13 protein-coding genes are annotated in these 17802 nt (G+C 71.6%); 2 read left to right on the forward strand and 11 right to left on the reverse strand.

Annotated features, from left to right (window positions below):
• Positions 1-234: 234 nt before the first annotated feature.
• Both pruA and K6I33_RS03460 read right to left on the reverse strand, forming a co-directional pair.
• Positions 235-1866 (reverse strand): L-glutamate gamma-semialdehyde dehydrogenase, encoded by a 1632-nt coding sequence (gene pruA, locus K6I33_RS03455; protein WP_229348169.1) that lies wholly within the window; start codon positions 1864-1866, stop codon positions 235-237.
• A 45-nt stretch (positions 1867-1911) separates the two neighbouring features.
• Positions 1912-2838: a proline dehydrogenase family protein gene (locus K6I33_RS03460; RefSeq protein ID WP_229348194.1), complete on the reverse strand. Its 927-nt coding sequence runs from the start codon at positions 2836-2838 to the stop codon at positions 1912-1914.
• Positions 2839-3017: 179 nt separating this feature from the next.
• On the opposite strand from K6I33_RS03460, the gene K6I33_RS03465 reads away from it, so the two are divergent.
• The gene (locus K6I33_RS03465) at positions 3018-4265 is read left to right on the forward strand and encodes a CdaR family transcriptional regulator (RefSeq protein WP_229348170.1); all 1248 of its coding nucleotides are present in this window, start codon (positions 3018-3020) and stop codon (positions 4263-4265) included.
• On the opposite strand, the gene K6I33_RS03470 is transcribed toward K6I33_RS03465, so the two are convergent.
• From K6I33_RS03470 to K6I33_RS03480, 3 genes are all read right to left on the reverse strand, one after another.
• Positions 4262-4453 carry a ferredoxin gene (locus K6I33_RS03470; protein WP_229348171.1) on the reverse strand — a complete coding sequence of 64 codons (192 nt, stop codon included), beginning with the start codon at positions 4451-4453 and terminating at the stop codon, positions 4262-4264. The two genes, K6I33_RS03465 and K6I33_RS03470, sit on opposite strands and share 4 nt — an antisense overlap.
• A gap of 43 nt (positions 4454-4496) precedes the next feature.
• The gene (locus K6I33_RS03475; protein ID WP_229348172.1) at positions 4497-5702 is read right to left on the reverse strand and encodes a cytochrome P450; all 1206 of its coding nucleotides are present in this window, start codon (positions 5700-5702) and stop codon (positions 4497-4499) included.
• 106 nt (positions 5703-5808) lie between these two features.
• Positions 5809-6399 (reverse strand): TetR/AcrR family transcriptional regulator, encoded by a 591-nt coding sequence (locus K6I33_RS03480; protein ID WP_229348173.1) that lies wholly within the window; start codon positions 6397-6399, stop codon positions 5809-5811.
• A 96-nt stretch (positions 6400-6495) separates the two neighbouring features.
• Between K6I33_RS03480 and K6I33_RS03485 the strand changes: the two genes are divergently transcribed.
• Positions 6496-8049, forward strand: a complete 1554-nt coding sequence (locus K6I33_RS03485; protein WP_229348174.1) for an MFS transporter — start codon at positions 6496-6498, stop codon at positions 8047-8049.
• Positions 8050-8062: 13 nt separating this feature from the next.
• On the opposite strand, the gene K6I33_RS03490 is transcribed toward K6I33_RS03485, so the two are convergent.
• From K6I33_RS03490 to K6I33_RS03515, 6 genes are all read right to left on the reverse strand, one after another.
• Entirely contained in the window at positions 8063-8890 is an 828-nt protein-coding gene (locus tag K6I33_RS03490) for a GntR family transcriptional regulator (RefSeq protein WP_229348175.1), read from the reverse strand.
• 185 nt (positions 8891-9075) lie between these two features.
• The gene (gene serA, locus K6I33_RS03495) at positions 9076-10683 is read right to left on the reverse strand and encodes a phosphoglycerate dehydrogenase (RefSeq protein WP_229348176.1); all 1608 of its coding nucleotides are present in this window, start codon (positions 10681-10683) and stop codon (positions 9076-9078) included.
• A gap of 275 nt (positions 10684-10958) precedes the next feature.
• Complete coding sequence (gene ilvC, locus K6I33_RS03500; protein ID WP_229348177.1) at positions 10959-11960, reverse strand: ketol-acid reductoisomerase; 1002 nt, start codon at positions 11958-11960, stop codon at positions 10959-10961.
• A gap of 122 nt (positions 11961-12082) precedes the next feature.
• Complete coding sequence (gene ilvN, locus K6I33_RS03505) at positions 12083-12607, reverse strand: acetolactate synthase small subunit (protein WP_189451234.1); 525 nt, start codon at positions 12605-12607, stop codon at positions 12083-12085.
• A gap of 59 nt (positions 12608-12666) precedes the next feature.
• Positions 12667-14550 carry an acetolactate synthase large subunit gene (locus K6I33_RS03510; RefSeq protein ID WP_229348178.1) on the reverse strand — a complete coding sequence of 628 codons (1884 nt, stop codon included), beginning with the start codon at positions 14548-14550 and terminating at the stop codon, positions 12667-12669.
• Between the two features lie 216 nt (positions 14551-14766).
• Positions 14767-17688 carry an EAL domain-containing protein gene (locus tag K6I33_RS03515; RefSeq protein WP_229348179.1) on the reverse strand — a complete coding sequence of 974 codons (2922 nt, stop codon included), beginning with the start codon at positions 17686-17688 and terminating at the stop codon, positions 14767-14769.
• Positions 17689-17802: the final 114 nt, after the last annotated feature.

Consider the following 17802-nt stretch of genomic DNA (forward strand, 5'->3'; position numbering starts at 1 on the left):
GCGGGGGCCGGGGTGCCGCAGGGGTCACCTGCGCGGGGCACCGGGCCGCGTCCGCCGTCGCTCGATGGAGCGGGACGTTCGGCTCCCTCCACGCTAGGTCAGGGCCCGGCGTGGTGTCTCCACTATTACTCGGACTTCCTACTATCTGAGACAGCGACACCGCCCGCGACACGACACCGCCCCCGCCCGGCTGGGGGGCCGGACGGGGGCGGAGCTTGCGGCGAGGGCCGTGGATCAGCCCATGTGCGGGTAGCGGTAGTCGGTCGGCGGGACCAGGGTCTCCTTGATCGACCGGGTCGACACCCAGCGCTGGAGGTTGCTCGCGGCACCGGCCTTGTCGTTGGTGCCGGAGGCGCGGCCGCCGCCGAAGGGCTGCTGGCCGACGACGGCGCCCGTCGACTTGTCGTTGATGTAGAAGTTGCCCGCGGCGAAGCGGAGCTTCGCCATCGCGTCGGCGGCCGCGGCGCGGTCACCGGCGATGATCGAGCCGGTCAGGGCGTAGGCCGAGACGGACTCCATCTGGGCGAGCATCGCGTCGAAGTCGGCGTCCTCGTAGACGTGGACGGCGAGGATCGGGCCGAAGTACTCGGTCGTGAAGACCTCGTTCTCCGGGTCCGTGCACTCGATGACGGTCGGGCGGACGAAGTAGCCCACCGAGTCGTCGTACGTGCCGCCCGCGACGATGGTGCAGGTCGGGTCCTCCTGGGCGCGGTCGATGGCGGCCTTGTTCTTGGCGAAGGCACGCTCGTCGATGACGGCGCCGATGAAGTGCGACAGGTCGGTGACGTCACCCATGGTGATGCCGTCGACCTCGGCCGCGAACTCCTCCTTGAAGCCGTCCTCCCAGATGGAGCGCGGGACGTAGGCACGGGAGGAGGCGGAGCACTTCTGGCCCTGGAACTCGAAGGAGCCGCGGGTCAGCGCGGTCTTCAGGATCGCGCGGTCGGCGCTCGGGTGGGCGACGACGAAGTCCTTGCCGCCGGTCTCGCCGACCAGGCGCGGGTAGGAGCGGTACTTCTCGATGTTGTTGCCGACCGTCTTCCAGAGGTACTGGAAGGTCTTGGTCGAGCCGGTGAAGTGGATGCCCGCGAGCTCGGGGTGGTTCAGGGCCACCTCGGAGACGGCGATGCCGTCGCCGGTCACCAGGTTGATGACGCCCTTGGGCAGGCCGGCCTCCTCCAGCAGCTGCATCAGCAGCACGGCGGAGTGGGTCTGCGTGGGGGACGGCTTCCAGACGACCACGTTGCCCATGAGGGCCGGGGCGGTCGGCAGGTTGCCGGCGATCGCGGTGAAGTTGAAGGGCGTGATCGCGTAGACGAAGCCCTCCAGCGGCCGGTGGTCGCTGCGGTTCCACACGCCGGCGGAGTTGGCGACCGGCTGCTCGGCGAGGATCTGGCGCGCGAAGTGCACGTTGAAGCGCCAGAAGTCGACGAGCTCGCAGGGCGTGTCGATCTCGGCCTGCTGGGCGGTCTTGGACTGACCGAGCATGGTGGAGGCGGCCAGCGTCTCGCGCCAGGGGCCGGCCAGCAGCTCGGCGGCGCGCAGGATGATCGCGGCGCGGTCGTCGAAGGACATCGCGCGCCACGCCGGGGCGGCGGCCAGGGCCGCGTCGATCGCGTCCTGGGCGTCCTGCGTGGTGGCGTTGTTGAAGGTGCCGAGGACGGCGGCGTGGTTGTGCGGCTGGACGACCTTGAAGGCCTCGCCGCCGCCCATCCGCTTCTCACCGTTGATCGTCATCGGCAGATCGAGGGGGTTGGCCGCCAGCTCCTTGAGCTTGGCCTCCAGCCGGGCGCGCTCGGGGGAACCGGGGGCGTAGGTGTGCACCGGCTCGTTGACCGGCGCGGGGACCTGGGTGACAGCGTCCATGATTCCGTTTCTCCTTCGGGGCGTGACGGGGGTGTCGGGTGGGGCTCAGCCCTTGGTGAGGATCGAGCGCGCGAAGAACAGCAGGTTGGCCGGCTTCTCGGCGAGGCGGCGCATGAAGTAGCCGTACCAGTCGGTGCCGTACGCGGTGTAGACGCGCATGCGGTGGCCCTCGGCCGCCAGCCGGATGTGCTCATCACTGCGGATGCCGTAGAGCATCTGGAATTCGTACTCGTCCGGATTGCGACCTGCCTGCCCGGCCAGCTCCTGCGTGATGGCGATCAGACGGGGGTCGTGCGAACCGATCATCGGGTAGCCCGAGCCCGCCATGAGGATCTTGACGATCCGCACGAACGCCTTGTCGATCTCGGCCTTGTCCTGGTACGCGACGGAGGCGGGCTCCTTGTACGCACCCTTCACGATACGCACCCGGCTGCCGGCCGCGGCGAGCCGGCGGGCGTCGTCCTCGGTGCGGAAGAGGTAGGCCTGGATGACGCAGCCGGTCTTCGGGAAGTCCTTCCGCAGCTCCTCGTGGATGGCGAACATCGAGTCGAGGGTCGTGTGGTCCTCGGCGTCCAGCGTGACCGTGGTGCCGATGGCGTCGGCGGCCTCGACGACCGGGCGGACATTGGCGAGGGCCAGCTCGTGACCGTTCTCCAGGGCCTGGCCGAACATGGACAGCTTGACCGACATCTCGGCCTTCTCGCCGAGGCCGAGCTCCTTGAGCCGGTCGATCAGCTCCAGATAGGCGTCACGCGCCGCGTACGACTGCTCGACCGTGGTGATGTCCTCGCCCACCACATCGAGGGTGACCTCGAGGCCCTTCGCCGCGGCGTCCTCCACGATCGGGATGACCTGGCCGACGGTCTCGCCGGCGATGAAGCGGTCGACGACCTGCTTGGTGCCCGGGGCGGCCGAGACGAAACGGCGCATCTTGTCGCTGCGGGACGCGGCGAGGATCACGGGACCCAGCATGGGCACCTCCACGATGAAGGCCGTCCCCACCTGGGGAGACGGCATAAGTGACTCATCGTGAAACGTAGAGTTCACGCCATCTCGCTGCCATCGACACCTGTCACGCATTCGTGGCCGGGATCTCAGACAGATGTATGACAATGATGACGGACGAATACCCGAAAGGAGCGGGCCGCGGCATGCGTGGCGAGTACCAGCACCTCGTGGACGAGATCTCGGCGGCACTCGGCGTGCCCGCGACCCTGGAGGACCGCGACTTCGGCCTGATCGCCTTCGGCGCCCACGGCGACGACGACGCCGACCTGATGATGGACCCGGTGCGCACCCGCTCGATCCTCCAGCGCCGCTCCACGGCGGCGGTACGGGCCTGGTTCGAGGCGTTCGGCATCGCCCGGGCGCAGGCCCCGCTGCGCATCCCGCCGGACCCGGCGGCGGGGGTGTTCACCGGCCGCATCTGCCTTCCGGTGCGCCACGGCGGGGTGGTGCACGGCTATGTCTGGCTGCTGGACGACGAGCATCTGGCGGGGCTGGACCTCGGCGTCCCGTTCGCCGACCCCCGGCTCGCCCAGGCGGTGGAGACGACCAACCGGATCGGCGCCCTGCTGGCGGCGGAGGCCCGGGCGGGCGCGGAGCTGGGCGAACTGCTGCGGGATCTGCTGACCGCCCGGCCGGCCGCGGTGGAGACGGCCCGCGGCGCGCTGCGGGAAGCCCTGGGCCCGGCGGCGGACGGACCGCTGGCGCTGGTCGCGGTCGCCCCCTGGCAGACGGGTGACGGCGAAGTGGGCCCGGAGGGGTCGGGCTCGGCGCTCGCGGCGCAGTCCGGGGTGGCCGCGATGTGCGCGGTGCCGGGCTCGCTCCCCGACGGCTCGGCGGCCCTCGCGGCCCTGATCCGGCTGCGGGCCACCTCCTCGCCGGCCCCGGCCCGGGCCGCCGCCGACCGGCTGCTGCGCTCGCCGCGCGCGGGGCGGCCCGCGCCGGACGGCGCGCCCGCCGGCACCCCGCACGGGCTCGCGGCGGCCGGCCTGGGCACGCCCCGGCGGGGGCTGGCGGAGCTGCCGGAAGCCTGGTCGGAGGCGCTGTCCGCGGCGCGCGCGGCCGCGGCGGAGCGGCGGCTGGGCCCGGTGGCGGAGTGGTCCGGCATCGGCCCCTACCGGGTGCTGACGGGGCTCGCCCCGGAGCGCGCGGCGGACCCGGCGGCGCTGCCGCTGCTGGAGCGCGCGCACACCGAGCTGGCCCGCACCGCCGAGGTGTACCTCGACTGCGCGGGCCAGGCGGGGCGCGCGGCGGCGGCCCTGGGCATCCACCGGCAGACGCTCTACTACCGGCTGGGCCGGGTGGAGCAGCTGACGGGCCTCGACCTGGACGACGGCGAGGACCGGCTGCTGCTCCACATGACGCTCAAGGCGTCCCGGCTGCGGCGCGTCTAGTCCCCGGTCGTGATGGCCTGCACCGGACAGCCGCGGGCCGCCTCCTTGACGAGCGGGTCGCCCCCGCCGTCCTCCCTACCGGGCCGGACGAGGCCGAAGCCGTCGTCGTCCTGGTCGAAGACACTGGGCGCGGTCAGGGCGCACATGCCCGAGCCGATGCAGACGCCCGAATCGATGCTGACACGCATGGCGGTGCTCCGTTCTTCGCTGGGGTGCCGACAGTAGGGCCGGTCACCAGGTGACCGGAAGGGCGTAGAGCCCCTGGAGGGTGCCCGCGGGCTTCACGGGCACCTCGTCGGGAGCAACGGCCAGCCGCAGGGTCGGGATACGGGCGAAGAGGGTACTGAGGGCGATCTCCAGCTCGGCGCGGGCCAGGTTCTGCCCCAGGCACTGGTGGACGCCGAACCCGAAGGAGACGTGGTGGCGGGCCGAGCGCCGGATGTCGAGGGCGTCGGGGTCCGCGTAGACGGCGGCGTCGCGGTTGACGACCGAGGCGGGGAAGACGACGCCGTCGCCGGCGCGGATGGTCACGCCGTGGAACTCGATGTCCTCCCGGGCGACGCGCACGATCCCGTCGGCGATGGCCAGCAGGCGCAGCAGCTCCTCGACGGCGCCGGGCAGCAGGCCGGGGTCGGCGCGCAGCGCGGCGAGCTGCTCCGGGTGTTCGAGCAGGGTGAAGGTGCCGAGGGAGATCATGTTGGACGTGGTCTCGTGCCCGGCGACGAGCAGGAACAGGGCCATCATGACGAGTTCCTCGCGGTCCAGCCGGCCCTCGGCGAGGGGCGTGGCGACGAGCTCGTCGAGCAGACCCCCGGGACCGCCGGCGCCCCTCTCCTTCTCCTCTATGAGGCCGCGGAAGTACCCCGTGAGCTTGTCCCGGGCGGCCACCGCCTCGTCCGCCCCCTGCGCGCCGATCAGTTCGCGGGAGACGGTCTCGAAGAAGCCGTGGTCGGCGTAGGGCACGCCGAGCAGGTAGCAGATGGCCATCGACGGCACGGGCAGGGCGTACGCGGAGACGAGCTCGGCGCCCGGCCCCGCGGCGAGCATCGCGTCCAGCAGGCCGTCCACGGTCCGCTGGATCCAGGGGCGCATCGCGGCGATGCGCTTGAGGCCGAACGCGGGGATCAGCATGCGGCGCTGCTGGGCGTGGCGCGGGTCGTCCACACCGAGGAGCGGGAGCTCGAACTCCCCCTGGCGCTCGGCGCGCGGTACGACGACCGGGAAGGCAGGATTCCTCCGGTCGGCGGAGATCCGGGCGTCGGCCAGCAGGGCCCTGGCCTCGGCATGGCCGGTGACGGCCCACACCTCACGGCCGCCGTAGAGCCTCACCCGGGCCAGGGGGCCGTGGGCCGCCAGCTCCGGGTAGGCGGCCGGCGGGTGGTACGGACAGGTGCGGCTCTGCGGGAAGGGGGTGGCGGCGGAATCGGTCACGTTCATGGGCGACCTCCCGGGCGGGAAGAGTGACTAGTATCCTCGGGCAACCAGTACAGCGAATACCTTCGGTTACGTCCAGTACGACCCGTCAACGCGCCCCCGCGCGACGTTATTTCGGCGCCAGCACCGTGCCCGCGACCACGCGGCCCATGCCCTCGACGACGTCCCGGCCCGACGGCACCTGCCGGGGGTCGATCAGCCACAGCACCCACAGCCCGGTGAAGAGGGAGTAGTACACGTGGCCGCTGGTCCGCGTGGCCTCCTCGGGGACCTCCGTGTCGTCGACGCCCTCGAACACCGCGACCAGCCCCTCGCGCCCGTACGGCAGCATCTCGGCGAACCGCTTCTTGAGTTCGGGGTGATTGCCCAGCTGGCCCATCACCTCCAGCTGCGCCGACCAGAACCGCCGGTCCTCCGGGAAGTTGGCGACGATGCCGTCGATGACGGCGGCGAGCCGCTCCTCTCGCGAGGCCGCTGCCCCCACGGCGCCCGCCAGCGTGTCGGTGATCCTCTCCCCCCAGTCCTCGGTGAGCTTCAGGAAGCCCTCCATCATCAGCGCGTCCTTGGACCCGTAGTGATAGCCGATCGAGGCGAGGTTGGCACCGGAGGCCGCCACGATGTCGCGCGCGGTCGTGCGCACCCAGCCCTTCTCCAGCAGGCAGCGCTTGGCACCTTCGAGCAGATCTTCGCGATGTCCCATGCGGAAACCCTAACCCGATGCCATACACCCGTCCCAGACGGTCGTCTTAAACAAGCGTCATAGACAAGCGTTTAAGACACCCGTATAGTTCCCGGCATGACGAACCCCAGCACCCGTGCCGGGCGCAAGGAATGGACGGCCTTCGCGGTCCTCCTCCTGCCCCTCCTCCTGGTCTCGATGGACGTCTCCGTCCTCTTCTTCGCCGTGCCGGCCATCACCAGGGACCTGGCCGCGACCAGCACCCAGCAGTTGTGGATCTTCGACAGCTATGCCTTCGCCCTGGCCGGGCTGCTGATCACGATGGGATCGCTCGGCGACCGGATCGGCCGCCGCAAGCTCCTGCTGCTGGGCGCCACCGCCTTCGGCGCCGCCTCGGTCGCGGCGGCCTACGCGCAGAACGCCGAGATGCTCATCGCGGCACGCTTCGTCCTGGGCATAGGCGGCGCGACGCTGATGCCCAGCACGATGGGGCTGGTGCGCAACATGTTCCAGGACGAAGCACAGCGCACGAAGGCCGTCGGCATCTGGTCCGGCGCCATGGCCGGTGGCATCGCGCTCGGTTCGGTGCTCGGCGGGGTCATGCTGGAGCACTTCTGGTGGGGCTCGGTCTTCCTGATCAACGTCCCGGCGATGCTGCTCCTGCTGGTCTTCGTGCCCCTGCTGGTACCCGAGTTCAAGGACCCCCGGCCCGGCCGGTTCGACCTGTTGAGCGTGTTCCTGTCGATGGGCGCGATCCTGCCCGTCGTCTACGGCGTCAAGCGAATGGCGGCCGACGGCTTCACCACCACGCTCCTGCTCTGCGTCCTGGCCGGCCTGGTGCTCGGCGCGGCCTTCGTCCTCCGTCAGCGCGGCACCCGTGACGCCATGATCAGCCGCGAGCTGTTCCGCCACCGCGCCTTCGGAGCGGGCATCGCGCTCAACACCCTGGCGATGTTCGGCATGATGGGCTCCACCTACTTCACCACGCAGTACCTCCAGTCGGTGCTGGGCAAGGGCCCGCTGGAGGCGGCGCTGTGGGGCACGCTCCCCTCGCTCGCCGTGGGCGCCGCCGGACCGATGGCCACCGTCGTGGCCCAGAAGACGAACAGGGCCTATGTGATAGCCGCTGGCTTCCTCATCGCGGCCGCCGGCTTCGCGGTCCTCCTGGGCTCCGGCACGGACTCACTGGTCCTCACGCTGGTGGCCTGCGCGGTCATCGCCTGCGGCATCGTCACCGTGATGGCCCTCGTCTCCGACATGGCGCTCGGCTCCGCCCCGGCGGAGAAGGCCGGTTCGGCCGCCTCCCTGGTGGAGGCCGGCCAGGAGTTCGGCGGCGCCCTGGGCATGGCCGCCTTCGGAAGCGTCGGCATGGCGGTCTACCGCCACGACGTCACCCGGGACGCCCCCGCCGGACTGCCGCACGAGGCGCTGCGGTCGGCGCGCGAGACCCTGGTGGGAGCCGTGACGACGGCCACCGGCCTGCCCGGCCGGACGGGCGGGGCGCTGGTGGCCGCGGCCCGCGACGCGTTCGTCCACGGGATGCACGTCGCCGCCGTCGGCGCCACGGCCGTCCTGGCCCTGGGCGCGGCCGTCGCGGTGACCGCGCTGCGGGATGGCCGCGACAGGGCGGAGCGGCCCCACGAGGAGCCGCTGGTCACCGCCGGCCACTGACGGACCGGCGATCTCAGCGGCGCCCCTCCCGAGGGGGGCGCCGCTCCGGCATGCGCGGGGCCAGCCCGTCGAGCAGCCGGGCCAGCCCGAACTCGAGCACCGCGTCGAGGCCCAGACCGATGCCGAGGAACCGTTCGTCGACCGCCTCCTCCAGGTCGACGGCGATACCGCGGACGAAGGCGGCGAGCGTGACGGCCGTACGCAGCGACTCGGCCGCGCCGAGCCCCCGTTCCACGGCGGGGGCGACGGTCCACTCCAGCAGCCCCAGCGCGTTCGGGGACAGCAACAGCCCGGTGGTGGACACCGACTTCGCGAGCCACGGGTGACGGCGGTAGAGCGCCCACTGCACGCGGGCCGACACCTCCAGCCGCGCCCGCCAGCCGTCCGGCGCGTACGCCGGTACCCGGGCCTCGCCGAAGACGGTGTCCGCCATCAGCGTGACCAGCTCGTCCTTGCCGGGAACATGGCGGTACAACACCATGGTGCCGACGCCGAGTTCGGCGGCGACGGCGCGCATGGAGAGGGCGCCGGTGCCGCCCGCGTCGGCGACGGCGATCGCCACGCGTACGACGCGGTTCCGGGTGAGCGCCGGGGCCGGCTCCCGGTGCCGGCCCCGGCGGGGCGGGGCCGGCACCACGACGGTGCCGACGCCCGGCACCGCTCGCACCAGGCCCTCCTGCCGTAACACGGCGAGGGCCTTGGTGGCGGTGGCCAGGGCCACCCCCCACTCCTCGGTGATCCCACGGGTGGACGGGACCCGCTCGCCCGCGCGGAGTTCGCCGGAGGCGATGCGGGCGCGGAGTTCCGCGGCGACGCGGAGATATGGGGGTACGGCGCCCATAGGGCGAGGTTAGCTTTCGGCTCGCCGCCGGTGGGGGTTTTCCCACGCGGGGTTCCGCCGGCTTTCGGATGCCCGCCGGTGGGGGTTTCCCGCGCCTGGCGGCGCGGGGTGGGTGGTGCGGCCCGGTGGTCCGGTTTGTGCCCACCCGTTCCGCCCTGCGGAACGCCTGCCCACAAACCCGCGGGTCAGGCCGTCAGGTCCACCGCCCGGCCCGAGGCCGCGCCGATCTCCTGGGCGATCTCCGCGAGCACAGAGGCCGGCACCGACTCGTCGACCGTCAGGGCGACCAGCGCCTCCCCGCCCTCCGTCGCCCGCGACACCTGCATCCCCGCGATGTTGATCCCCGCCTCACCGAGGATCCGCCCCAACGTGCCCACGACACCCGGCCGGTCGACGTACCGCAGGAACGCCATGTGGTCGGCGAGCGTCAGATCCACATCGTGCTCACCCACGGCCACGATCTTCTGGAGGTTCTTCGGCCCGGCCAGCGTGCCGGAGATCGACACCTCGCCACCCCCCGCGAGCGTGCCGCGCACGGTGACCACGTTCCGGTGGTCCGGCGACTCCGAGCCCGTCGTCAGCCGCACCTCGACACCCCGCTCCTGCGCGAACAGCGGCGCGTTGACGTACGAGACGGTCTCGTCGACGACGTCCTCGAACACGCCCTTGAGCGCGGACAGTTCGAGCACCTTCACATCGTGCTGGGTGATCTCCCCGTACACCTCGACGTCGAGCCGCACCGCGACCTCGCCCGCCAGCGCGGTGAAGATCCGGCCGAGCTTCTCGGCCAGCGGCAGCGCCGGCTTGACGTCCTCGGCGATCACACCACCCTGCACATTGACGGCGTCCGGCACCAGCTCACCCGCCAGAGCCAGCCGCACCGACTTGGCGACGGCGATGCCGGCCTTCTCCTGGGCCTCGCCCGTGGAGGCGCCCAGGTGCGGCGTGGCCACGACGCTGTCGAACTCGAAGAGCGGCGAGTCGGTGCACGGCTCGGACGCGTACACGTCCAGGCCCGCGCCCGCGACCCGCCCCTCCTTCAGCGCGGCGGCCAGCGCCACCTCGTCCACGATGCCGCCGCGCGCGGCGTTGACGATCCGCACCGACGGCTTGACCTTGCGCAGCGCCTCGTCGCCGATGAGCCCCAGCGTCTCGGGCGTCTTGGGGAGGTGGACGGTGATGAAGTCGGAGACCTTGAGCAGCTCGTCCAGCGACAGCAGCTTGACGCCCATCTGGGCGGCGCGCGCGGGCTGTACGTACGGGTCGTAGGCGACGACCTTCATGCCGAAGGCGGACATCCGCTGCGCGACGAGCACACCGATGCGGCCCAGCCCCACCACGCCCAGCGTCTTCTCGGAGAGCTCGACGCCGGTGTACTTCGACCGCTTCCACTCGCCGTTCTTCAGCGCGGCGTTGGCCTGCGGGATGTTGCGGGCGGTGGCGACGAGCAGACCGCAGGCGAGCTCGGCGGCGGTGACGATGTTGGAGGTCGGCGCGTTGACGACCATCACACCGGCCTTGGTGGCGGCGGAGACGTCGACGTTGTCCAGGCCGACGCCGGCGCGCGCGATGACCCGCAGCCGCTTCGCCGCGGCGATGGCCTCGGCGTCGAGCCGGGTGGCGGAGCGCACCAGGACGGCGTCCACGTCGGCGAGGGCGGGCAGCAGCTGCGCGCGGTCGGCGCCGTCGCAGTGCCGGATCTCGAAGTCCGGCCCGAGGGCGTCGACGGTGGCGGGAGAGAGCTCTTCGGCGATGAGTACGACGGGCTTGTGTGCCGGGATACGAGTGCTCACGTGGTCTCAGTCCTCACTAGTCCTTCGCGGACGGCCGTCCCGACGGCCGAAGGCGGTGAAGGGGGCAGCCGCGTGGAAGACGCACGACGCTGTGAGCCTGACGCGTTGTGCTCCGCAGTGTATCGGTGAGGAGGACCCCGCCTCGCTCCGTTGCGTAAACGTCACTCGTTGCCGCTGTACGCGATGGACAAAGCCGGGGACGAAGCGGGAACACAGCGGGGGACAAAGCGGGCGGTGCCGGGCCGGGGTTCCCGGCCCGGCACCGCCCGGAAGGACTACTCCTTGTCGTCCACCCAGCTCATCAGCTTGCGCAGCTTCTTGCCGGTGGTCTCCAGGAGGTGGTCCTGGTCGGCCTTCTTGTACTCGTTGTACTTGGGCAGACCGGCCTGGTACTCCTTCATCCAGTTGTTGGCGAAGGTGCCGTCCTGGATCTCGCCGAGCACCTTCTTCATCTCGGCCTTGGTGGCGTCGTTGACGATGCGCGGGCCGGTGACGTAGTCGCCCCACTCGGCGGTCTCGGAGACCGACCAGCGCATCTTCTCCAGGCCGCCCTCGTACATGAGGTCGACGATGAGCTTGAGCTCGTGGAGGCACTCGAAGTAGGCGATCTCCGGCTGGTAGCCGGCCTCGACCAGCGTCTCGAAGCCGGCCTTCACCAGCGCCGAGGCGCCGCCGCAGAGGACGGCCTGCTCGCCGAAGAGGTCGGTCTCGGTCTCCTCGGTGAAGGTCGTCTTGATGACGCCGGCGCGGGTGCCGCCGATGGCCTTGGCGTAGGACAGCGCGAGCTTGAAGGCGTCACCGCTCGCGTCCTGCTCGACGGCGGCGATGCAGGGCACGCCGCGCCCCTCCTCGTACTGACGGCGCACCAGGTGGCCGGGGCCCTTGGGGGCGACCATGCAGACGTCGACGCCGGCCGGGGGCTTGATGAAGCCGAAGCGGATGTTGAAGCCGTGGCCGAAGAAGAGGGCGTCGCCGTCCTTGAGGTTGTCCTTGACGGACTCCTCGTAGACCTTGGCCTGGATCGGGTCCGGGACCAGGATCATGATGACGTCGGCCTCGGCGGCGGCCTCGGCGGGGGTGACGACGCGCAGGCCCTGCTCCTCGGCCTTCGCCTTGGACTTCGAGCCCTCGTGGAGGCCCACGCGGACGTCGACGCCCGAGTCGCGCAGGGACAGCGCGTGGGCGTGGCCCTGGCTGCCGTAGCCGAGAACCGCGACCTTACGGCCCTGGATGATGGACAGATCGGCGTCGTTGTCGTAGAAGAGCTCGGCAGCCACGTGGGATATCTCCTTGATTCCGGTGTTCCGGTGGTACGGCCCACCGTATGACGGGTGTGCGGGGATGAGGTTTCGGGGGATCGGTATTCGGAATACCGAAAGACTGAATCAGGCGGGCTGAATCAGGCGGAGCGGTCGAGGGCGCGCAGGCTGCGGTCCGTGATGGACCGCGCGCCACGCCCTATCGCGATGGTCCCGGACTGGACCAGCTCCTTGATGCCGAAGGGCTCCAGCATCTTGAGCATCGCGCCGAGCTTGTCGCTGCCGCCGGTGGCCTCGATGGTGACGGCCTCCGGGGAGACGTCGACGGTCTTGGCGCGGAACAGCTGGACGATCTCGACGATCTGGGAGCGGGTCTCGTTGTCCGCGCGGACCTTCACCAGGACGAGTTCGCGCTGGATGGCGGCGCTGTCCTCCAGCTCCACGATCTTCAGCACGTTGACGAGCTTGTTGAGCTGCTTGGTGACCTGTTCCAGGGGCAGCGACTCGACGTTGACGACGATGGTGATGCGGGAGATGTCGGGGTGCTCGGTCACGCCGACGGCGAGGGAGTCGATGTTGAAACCGCGGCGGGAGAACAGCGCGGCGACTCTGGCGAGGATGCCGGGGGTGTTCTCCACCAGGACGGAGAGCGTGTGCTTGGTCATGGGGTCGGCCTCGTGAGCCTCTCGTCTCGTGGGGCGGTGGCGGTCGGTCGTCGTGGCGGTCAGTCGTCGTCGATGCCGTCGAAGTCCGGGCGGACGCCGCGCGCGGCGAGGATCTCGTCGTTGGAGGTGCCGGCGGCGACCATCGGCCAGACCATGGCGTCCTGGTGGACGATGAAGTCGACGACGACGGGACGGTCGTTGATGGCGTTGGCCTCGGCGATGACCTTGTCCAGGTCGGCGGGGTCCTCACAGCGCAGGCCCACGCAGCCCATCGCCTCGGCGAGCTTGACGAAGTCCGGCACCCGGGTCCCGGCACACGGCTCCGTGGCGGAGCCCTCGGCGGTGCCGCCGTTGGACACCGCGGGGCCGGTGTGGAGCACGGTGTTGGAATACCGCTGGTTGTAGAAGAGGGTCTGCCACTGGCGGACCATGCCCAGCGCGCCGTTGTTGATGATGGCGACCTTGATGGGGATGTCGTTGAGCGCGCAGGTGACCAGCTCCTGGTTGGTCATCTGGAAGCAGCCGTCCCCGTCGACGGCCCAGACCGTGCGGTCCGGGGCGCCGGCCTTGGCGCCCATCGCGGCGGGCACCGCGTAGCCCATCGTGCCCGCGCCGCCGGAGTTGAGCCAGGTGCGGGGCTGTTCGTAGTGGATGAAGTGGGCGGCCCACATCTGGTGCTGGCCGACGCCCGCCGTGAAGATGGTGTCCTTCGGGGCGAGCTCGCCGATGCGCTGGATGACCTGCTGGGGGGCGAGGCTGCCGTCGCCGGGCTGCTCGTAGCCCAGCGGGTAGGTGTCGCGCCAGCGGTTGAGGTCGGTCCACCAGTCGGCGTAGTCGCACGCGTGGCCGTCGGCCTGCTCCGCCTGGACGGCCACGATCAGATCGGCCAGCACCTCCCGGGCGTCGCCGACGATGGGCACGTCCGCGGTGCGGTTCTTGCCGATCTCGGCCGGGTCGATATCGGCGTGGACGATCTTCGCGTGGGGTGCGAAGGAGTCCAGCTTGCCGGTGACCCGGTCGTCGAAGCGCGCGCCGAGCGCGACGATCAGGTCCGCCTTCTGGAGGGCGGTGACGGCGGCGACCGAGCCGTGCATACCGGGCATGCCCAGGTGCTGCGGGTGGCTGTCGGGGAAGGCGCCCAGCGCCATCAGCGTCGTGGTCACGGGGGCGCCGGTCAGCTCGGCGAAGACCTTCAGCTCGGCCGTGGCCTCGGCCTTGAGCACGCCGCCGCCGACGTAGAGGACGGGGCGCCGCGCCTGGGTGATCAGCTTGGCGGCCTCGCGGATCTGCTTGGCGTGCGGCTTGGTGACGGGCCGGTAGCCGGGCAGGTCGGTGTGGGGGGGCCAGGAGAAGACCGTCCGGGCCTGGAGGGCGTCCTTGGCGATGTCGACGAGCACCGGTCCGGGGCGGCCGGTGGAGGCGACGTGGAACGCCTCGGCGATGGTCCGCGGGATCTCGGCCGGGTCGGTCACCAGCCAGTTGTGCTTGGTGATCGGCATGGTGATGCCGCAGATGTCCGCCTCCTGGAAGGCGTCCGTGCCGATGGACTTGGAGGTGACCTGGCCGGTGATGGCCACCAGCGGCACCGAGTCCATATGGGCGTCGGCGATCGGGGTCACGAGGTTGGTGGCCCCCGGACCCGAGGTCGCCATGCACACCCCGACCTTCCCGGTGGCCTGGGCGTAGCCCGTGGCGGCGTGGCCGGCGCCCTGCTCGTGACGGACGAGGACGTGGCGGACCTTCGAGGAGTCCATCATCGGGTCGTACGCCGGCAGGATCGCGCCGCCCGGGATGCCGAAGACGATCTCGGCGCCCACCTCCTCCAGCGACCGGATGAGGGACTGCGCGCCCGTGACGTGCTCGACGGTGGCGGGCTGCTGTGCCGCGCCGCTGCGGGGCCGCGGCTGCGGATGATGGTGGGCCCCGTTGGCCTGCTCTGTCATCGACATTCTCTTCTCGAAGGCTTTGGTTCGACGGTTTCGACGGATGACCGGGTGATTCGGAAAACAAAAAACCCCTCGTGCCGTGAGGCAAGCGAGGGGAGCGCGCCGGGGTGGTCAGCAGGGCCTCATGGGCGGCCTGCTTCAGCCGACGCGCTGTCCAAGTACGAGAATTCGGGTGCGCATGGGATCGACCCTCCCTCTGGTGCACCTGAGGTGTCAAGTGGGTGGGACGGGCGTCTCATTATTTGAGCGCAATGGAGCATGGGCGAGGGCTCCCGCGCCACCCGCCACTCCGGAGCGTACGGGCAGGGCGCCCCCGACGAGCACCTGGATTCCGCCGTCCGTGGGATCACCCGGAAGGGTGGCGGGCAGGGTGTCGGGGGCCAGGTCCGGCAGGGGGTACGGGCCCCGGTCGAGGGCGTGCCGCAGCCGGTGCTCGTCGAGCGCGCCGGCGAAGGCCATGCCCTGGCCGTGGGTGCAGCCCATGGCGAGCAGGACGCGGGCCTGCTCCAGGTCGTCCACGCCGTCGGCGACGGACTGCATGCCGAGGTCCCCGGCGATGCGGAGCAGCCCGGCGGTGATCTTGTGGAGGCGGGCGGATTCGGCCACTCCGTCGACGAGGCCGCGATCGAGCTTGAGGACGTCGATGGGGAGGCGGCGCAGGGCGCTCATGGCGGCGTAGCCGGTGCCGAAGCCGTCGAGCGCGATGCGGACGCCGAAGCGGCGCAGGGAGACCAGCCGGCGCTCCAGCTCGTCGAGGGGGACGCGTGGATCGCTGCCGGAGAGCTCCAGTACCAGCGATCCGGAGGGCAGCCCATGGCGGAGGATGAGGGCCTCGACGTTCTTGGGGGGCAGCGACTTGTCCAGCAGCCGGGCGGCGGACATCCGGACGTGCACGGGGACGGCGTGGCCCGCGAGGCGGCGCCGGCCGGCCTGCTCTGCGGCCCGCTCCAGCGTCCAGCGGCCGAGCTCGGCGGTGCGGGCGCTCTCGTCGACCCGGTCCATTTCGGCCACGCGGAGGAACTCGTCCGGGGTGAAGAGGATGCCCTGGGCGGAGCGCCAGCGGGCCTGGGCGCCGACGGCGGTGATCCGGCCGGTGGCCAGCTCGACGACCGGCTGGTGGAGGAGGGCGAACTCGCCGTCGTGGAGCGCGGTGCGCAGCCGGCTGGCGAGCTCGGTGCGGCGCACCACGTCGGCCTGCATCTGGGGGGCGTAGAGCTCGACGCGGCCCTTTCCGGCCTGCTTCGCCCGGTACATGGCGAGGTCGGCGTTGCGCATGAGGGTGCCGGGGGTGATGTCGGGCTCGGCGAAGGCGACGCCGATGCTGGCGGCGACGCGCACTTCGGTGCCGCCCTCGACCAGATAGGGCTGGGAGAGGGTGAGCCGCAGCCGGTCGGCGACCTCCAGGATGCGGTACTCGCGGGCGGCGGGGTCGCGGGTGCCGTCGCCGATGATGAGGGCCGCGAACTCGTCGCCGCCGAAGCGGGCGGTGGAGTCCCCGGCGCGCACCGAGTCCTGGAGCCGGCGGGCGGCCTGGATCAGCAGTTCGTCGCCCGCCTGGTGGCCGACGGTGTCGTTGACGGCCTTGAAGCCGTCGAGGTCGATGAAGAGCACGGCGGTGCCGGCGTCGGTGACTCTCCGGCCGGCGAGCGCCTGCTGGACGCGCTTGGTGAACAGGGCGCGGTTGGGCAGGTCGGTGAGCGGGTCGTGTTCGGCGGTGTGCTGCAACTGGGCCTGGAGCCGGACCCGTTCGGTGACGTCGCGGCTGTTGAAGATCAGGCCGCCGTGGTGGCGGTTGACGGTGGACTCGACGTTGAGCCAGTCGCCGCTGCCGGAGCGGAAGCGGCACTCGATGCGGGTGGTGGGCTCCTCGGCGGGCGGCGCGGCCAGGAAACGGCGCACCTCGTGGACGACGCGGCCCAGGTCCTCGGGGTGGATGAGCGAGGCCAGCTCGGAGCCGACGAGCTCCTCCGCGTCGCGCCCGTAGACCCCGGCGGCGGCCGGGCTGACGTAGCGCAGTATCCCGGTGGGCGCGGCGATCATGATGACGTCGCTGGAGCCCTGCACCAGGGAGCGGAAGTGGTTCTCCTTCTGCGCCAGTTCCTGGGTGAGGGAGATGTTGTCGAGCAGCATGATGCCCTGGCGTACGACGAGCGCCAGGACGACCGTGCAGCCCGTGAAGAGGACGACGCGGTCGACGTGGTGGCCATCGAGGACGTTGTAGAGGATGCCCAGGGTGCAGACGGCGGCCGCGAGGTACGGGGTGAGGGCGGCGAGGGAGCCGGCGATGGGCCGGCCGGCGGGTGGGGCCGGCGGGCGGCCGGGGCGGGCGCCGCTCTCGCGCTCCTCCCGGGCGACCCAGGGCGCGTAAGCCATCAGCATGTAGCCCGCGAACCAGCCGGCGTCGAGGATCTGCCCGGAGCGGTAGTTGGCCTGGAGCAGCGGCGAGGTGAACAGGGCGTCGCACAGGACGGTCAGGGCGAGGGCCGCGATGGCGGTGTTGATGGCGGAGCGGTTGGCCGAGGAGCGCTTGAAGTGGAGCGCCAGCACCATGGACACCAGGACGATGTCCAGCAGCGGATAGGCGAGCGAGAGCGCGGCGTGGGCGACGGTCTCGCCCGCGAAGTGCGCGGTGTGCGCGAGGGCCAGGCTCCAGGAGAGGGTCAGCAGCGAGCCGCCGATCAGCCAGGAGTCCAGCCCGAGACAGACCCAGCCGGCCCGGGTGACCGGACGGCGGGCGAGCACCAGCAGGCCGATGATGGCGGGCGGCGCGAAGAGCAGGAAGCAGAAGTCGGCCGGGGACGGGCTCGGCACCTGCCGGCCGAGCACCACCTCGTACCAGCCCCAGACGAAGTTGCCGAAGCCCGCCATGGCGGACGAGGCGGCGAACAGCAGCCAGGCGGGGCGGAACCGGGTGCTGCGGGTCCGCCCGTACCAGAAGCAGGAGGTCGCGGCGAGGCCGGCGGCGCCGCTCAGCCCGAAGTCGCCCATGGTGGCGGCGAGCTCGGGCGATCCCCAGCCGAGGGCCGCGCCCGTCGCGTAGCCCCCGCAGACGATGGCGAGGAGGAGCTGCGGGAGCACGCCCGGCCCCCCGGCGGGGGCGGGCCGGCGCGGGAGCGCCGCTCCGGGGGCGCTCACCGCGCCGCCGCCCTCAGCGGACCGAACAGGGGGAGCCGCGGGAGCGCGGCGGCCGGGCGGCGGACCCGCGGCGGGCGCGGCCGCCGGAGAAGCTGTGATCGGTGACCCCGTCGC

The sequence above is a fragment of the Streptomyces sp. UNOB3_S3 genome, from assembly GCF_020740895.1.
Classification (GTDB): domain Bacteria; phylum Actinomycetota; class Actinomycetes; order Streptomycetales; family Streptomycetaceae; genus Streptomyces.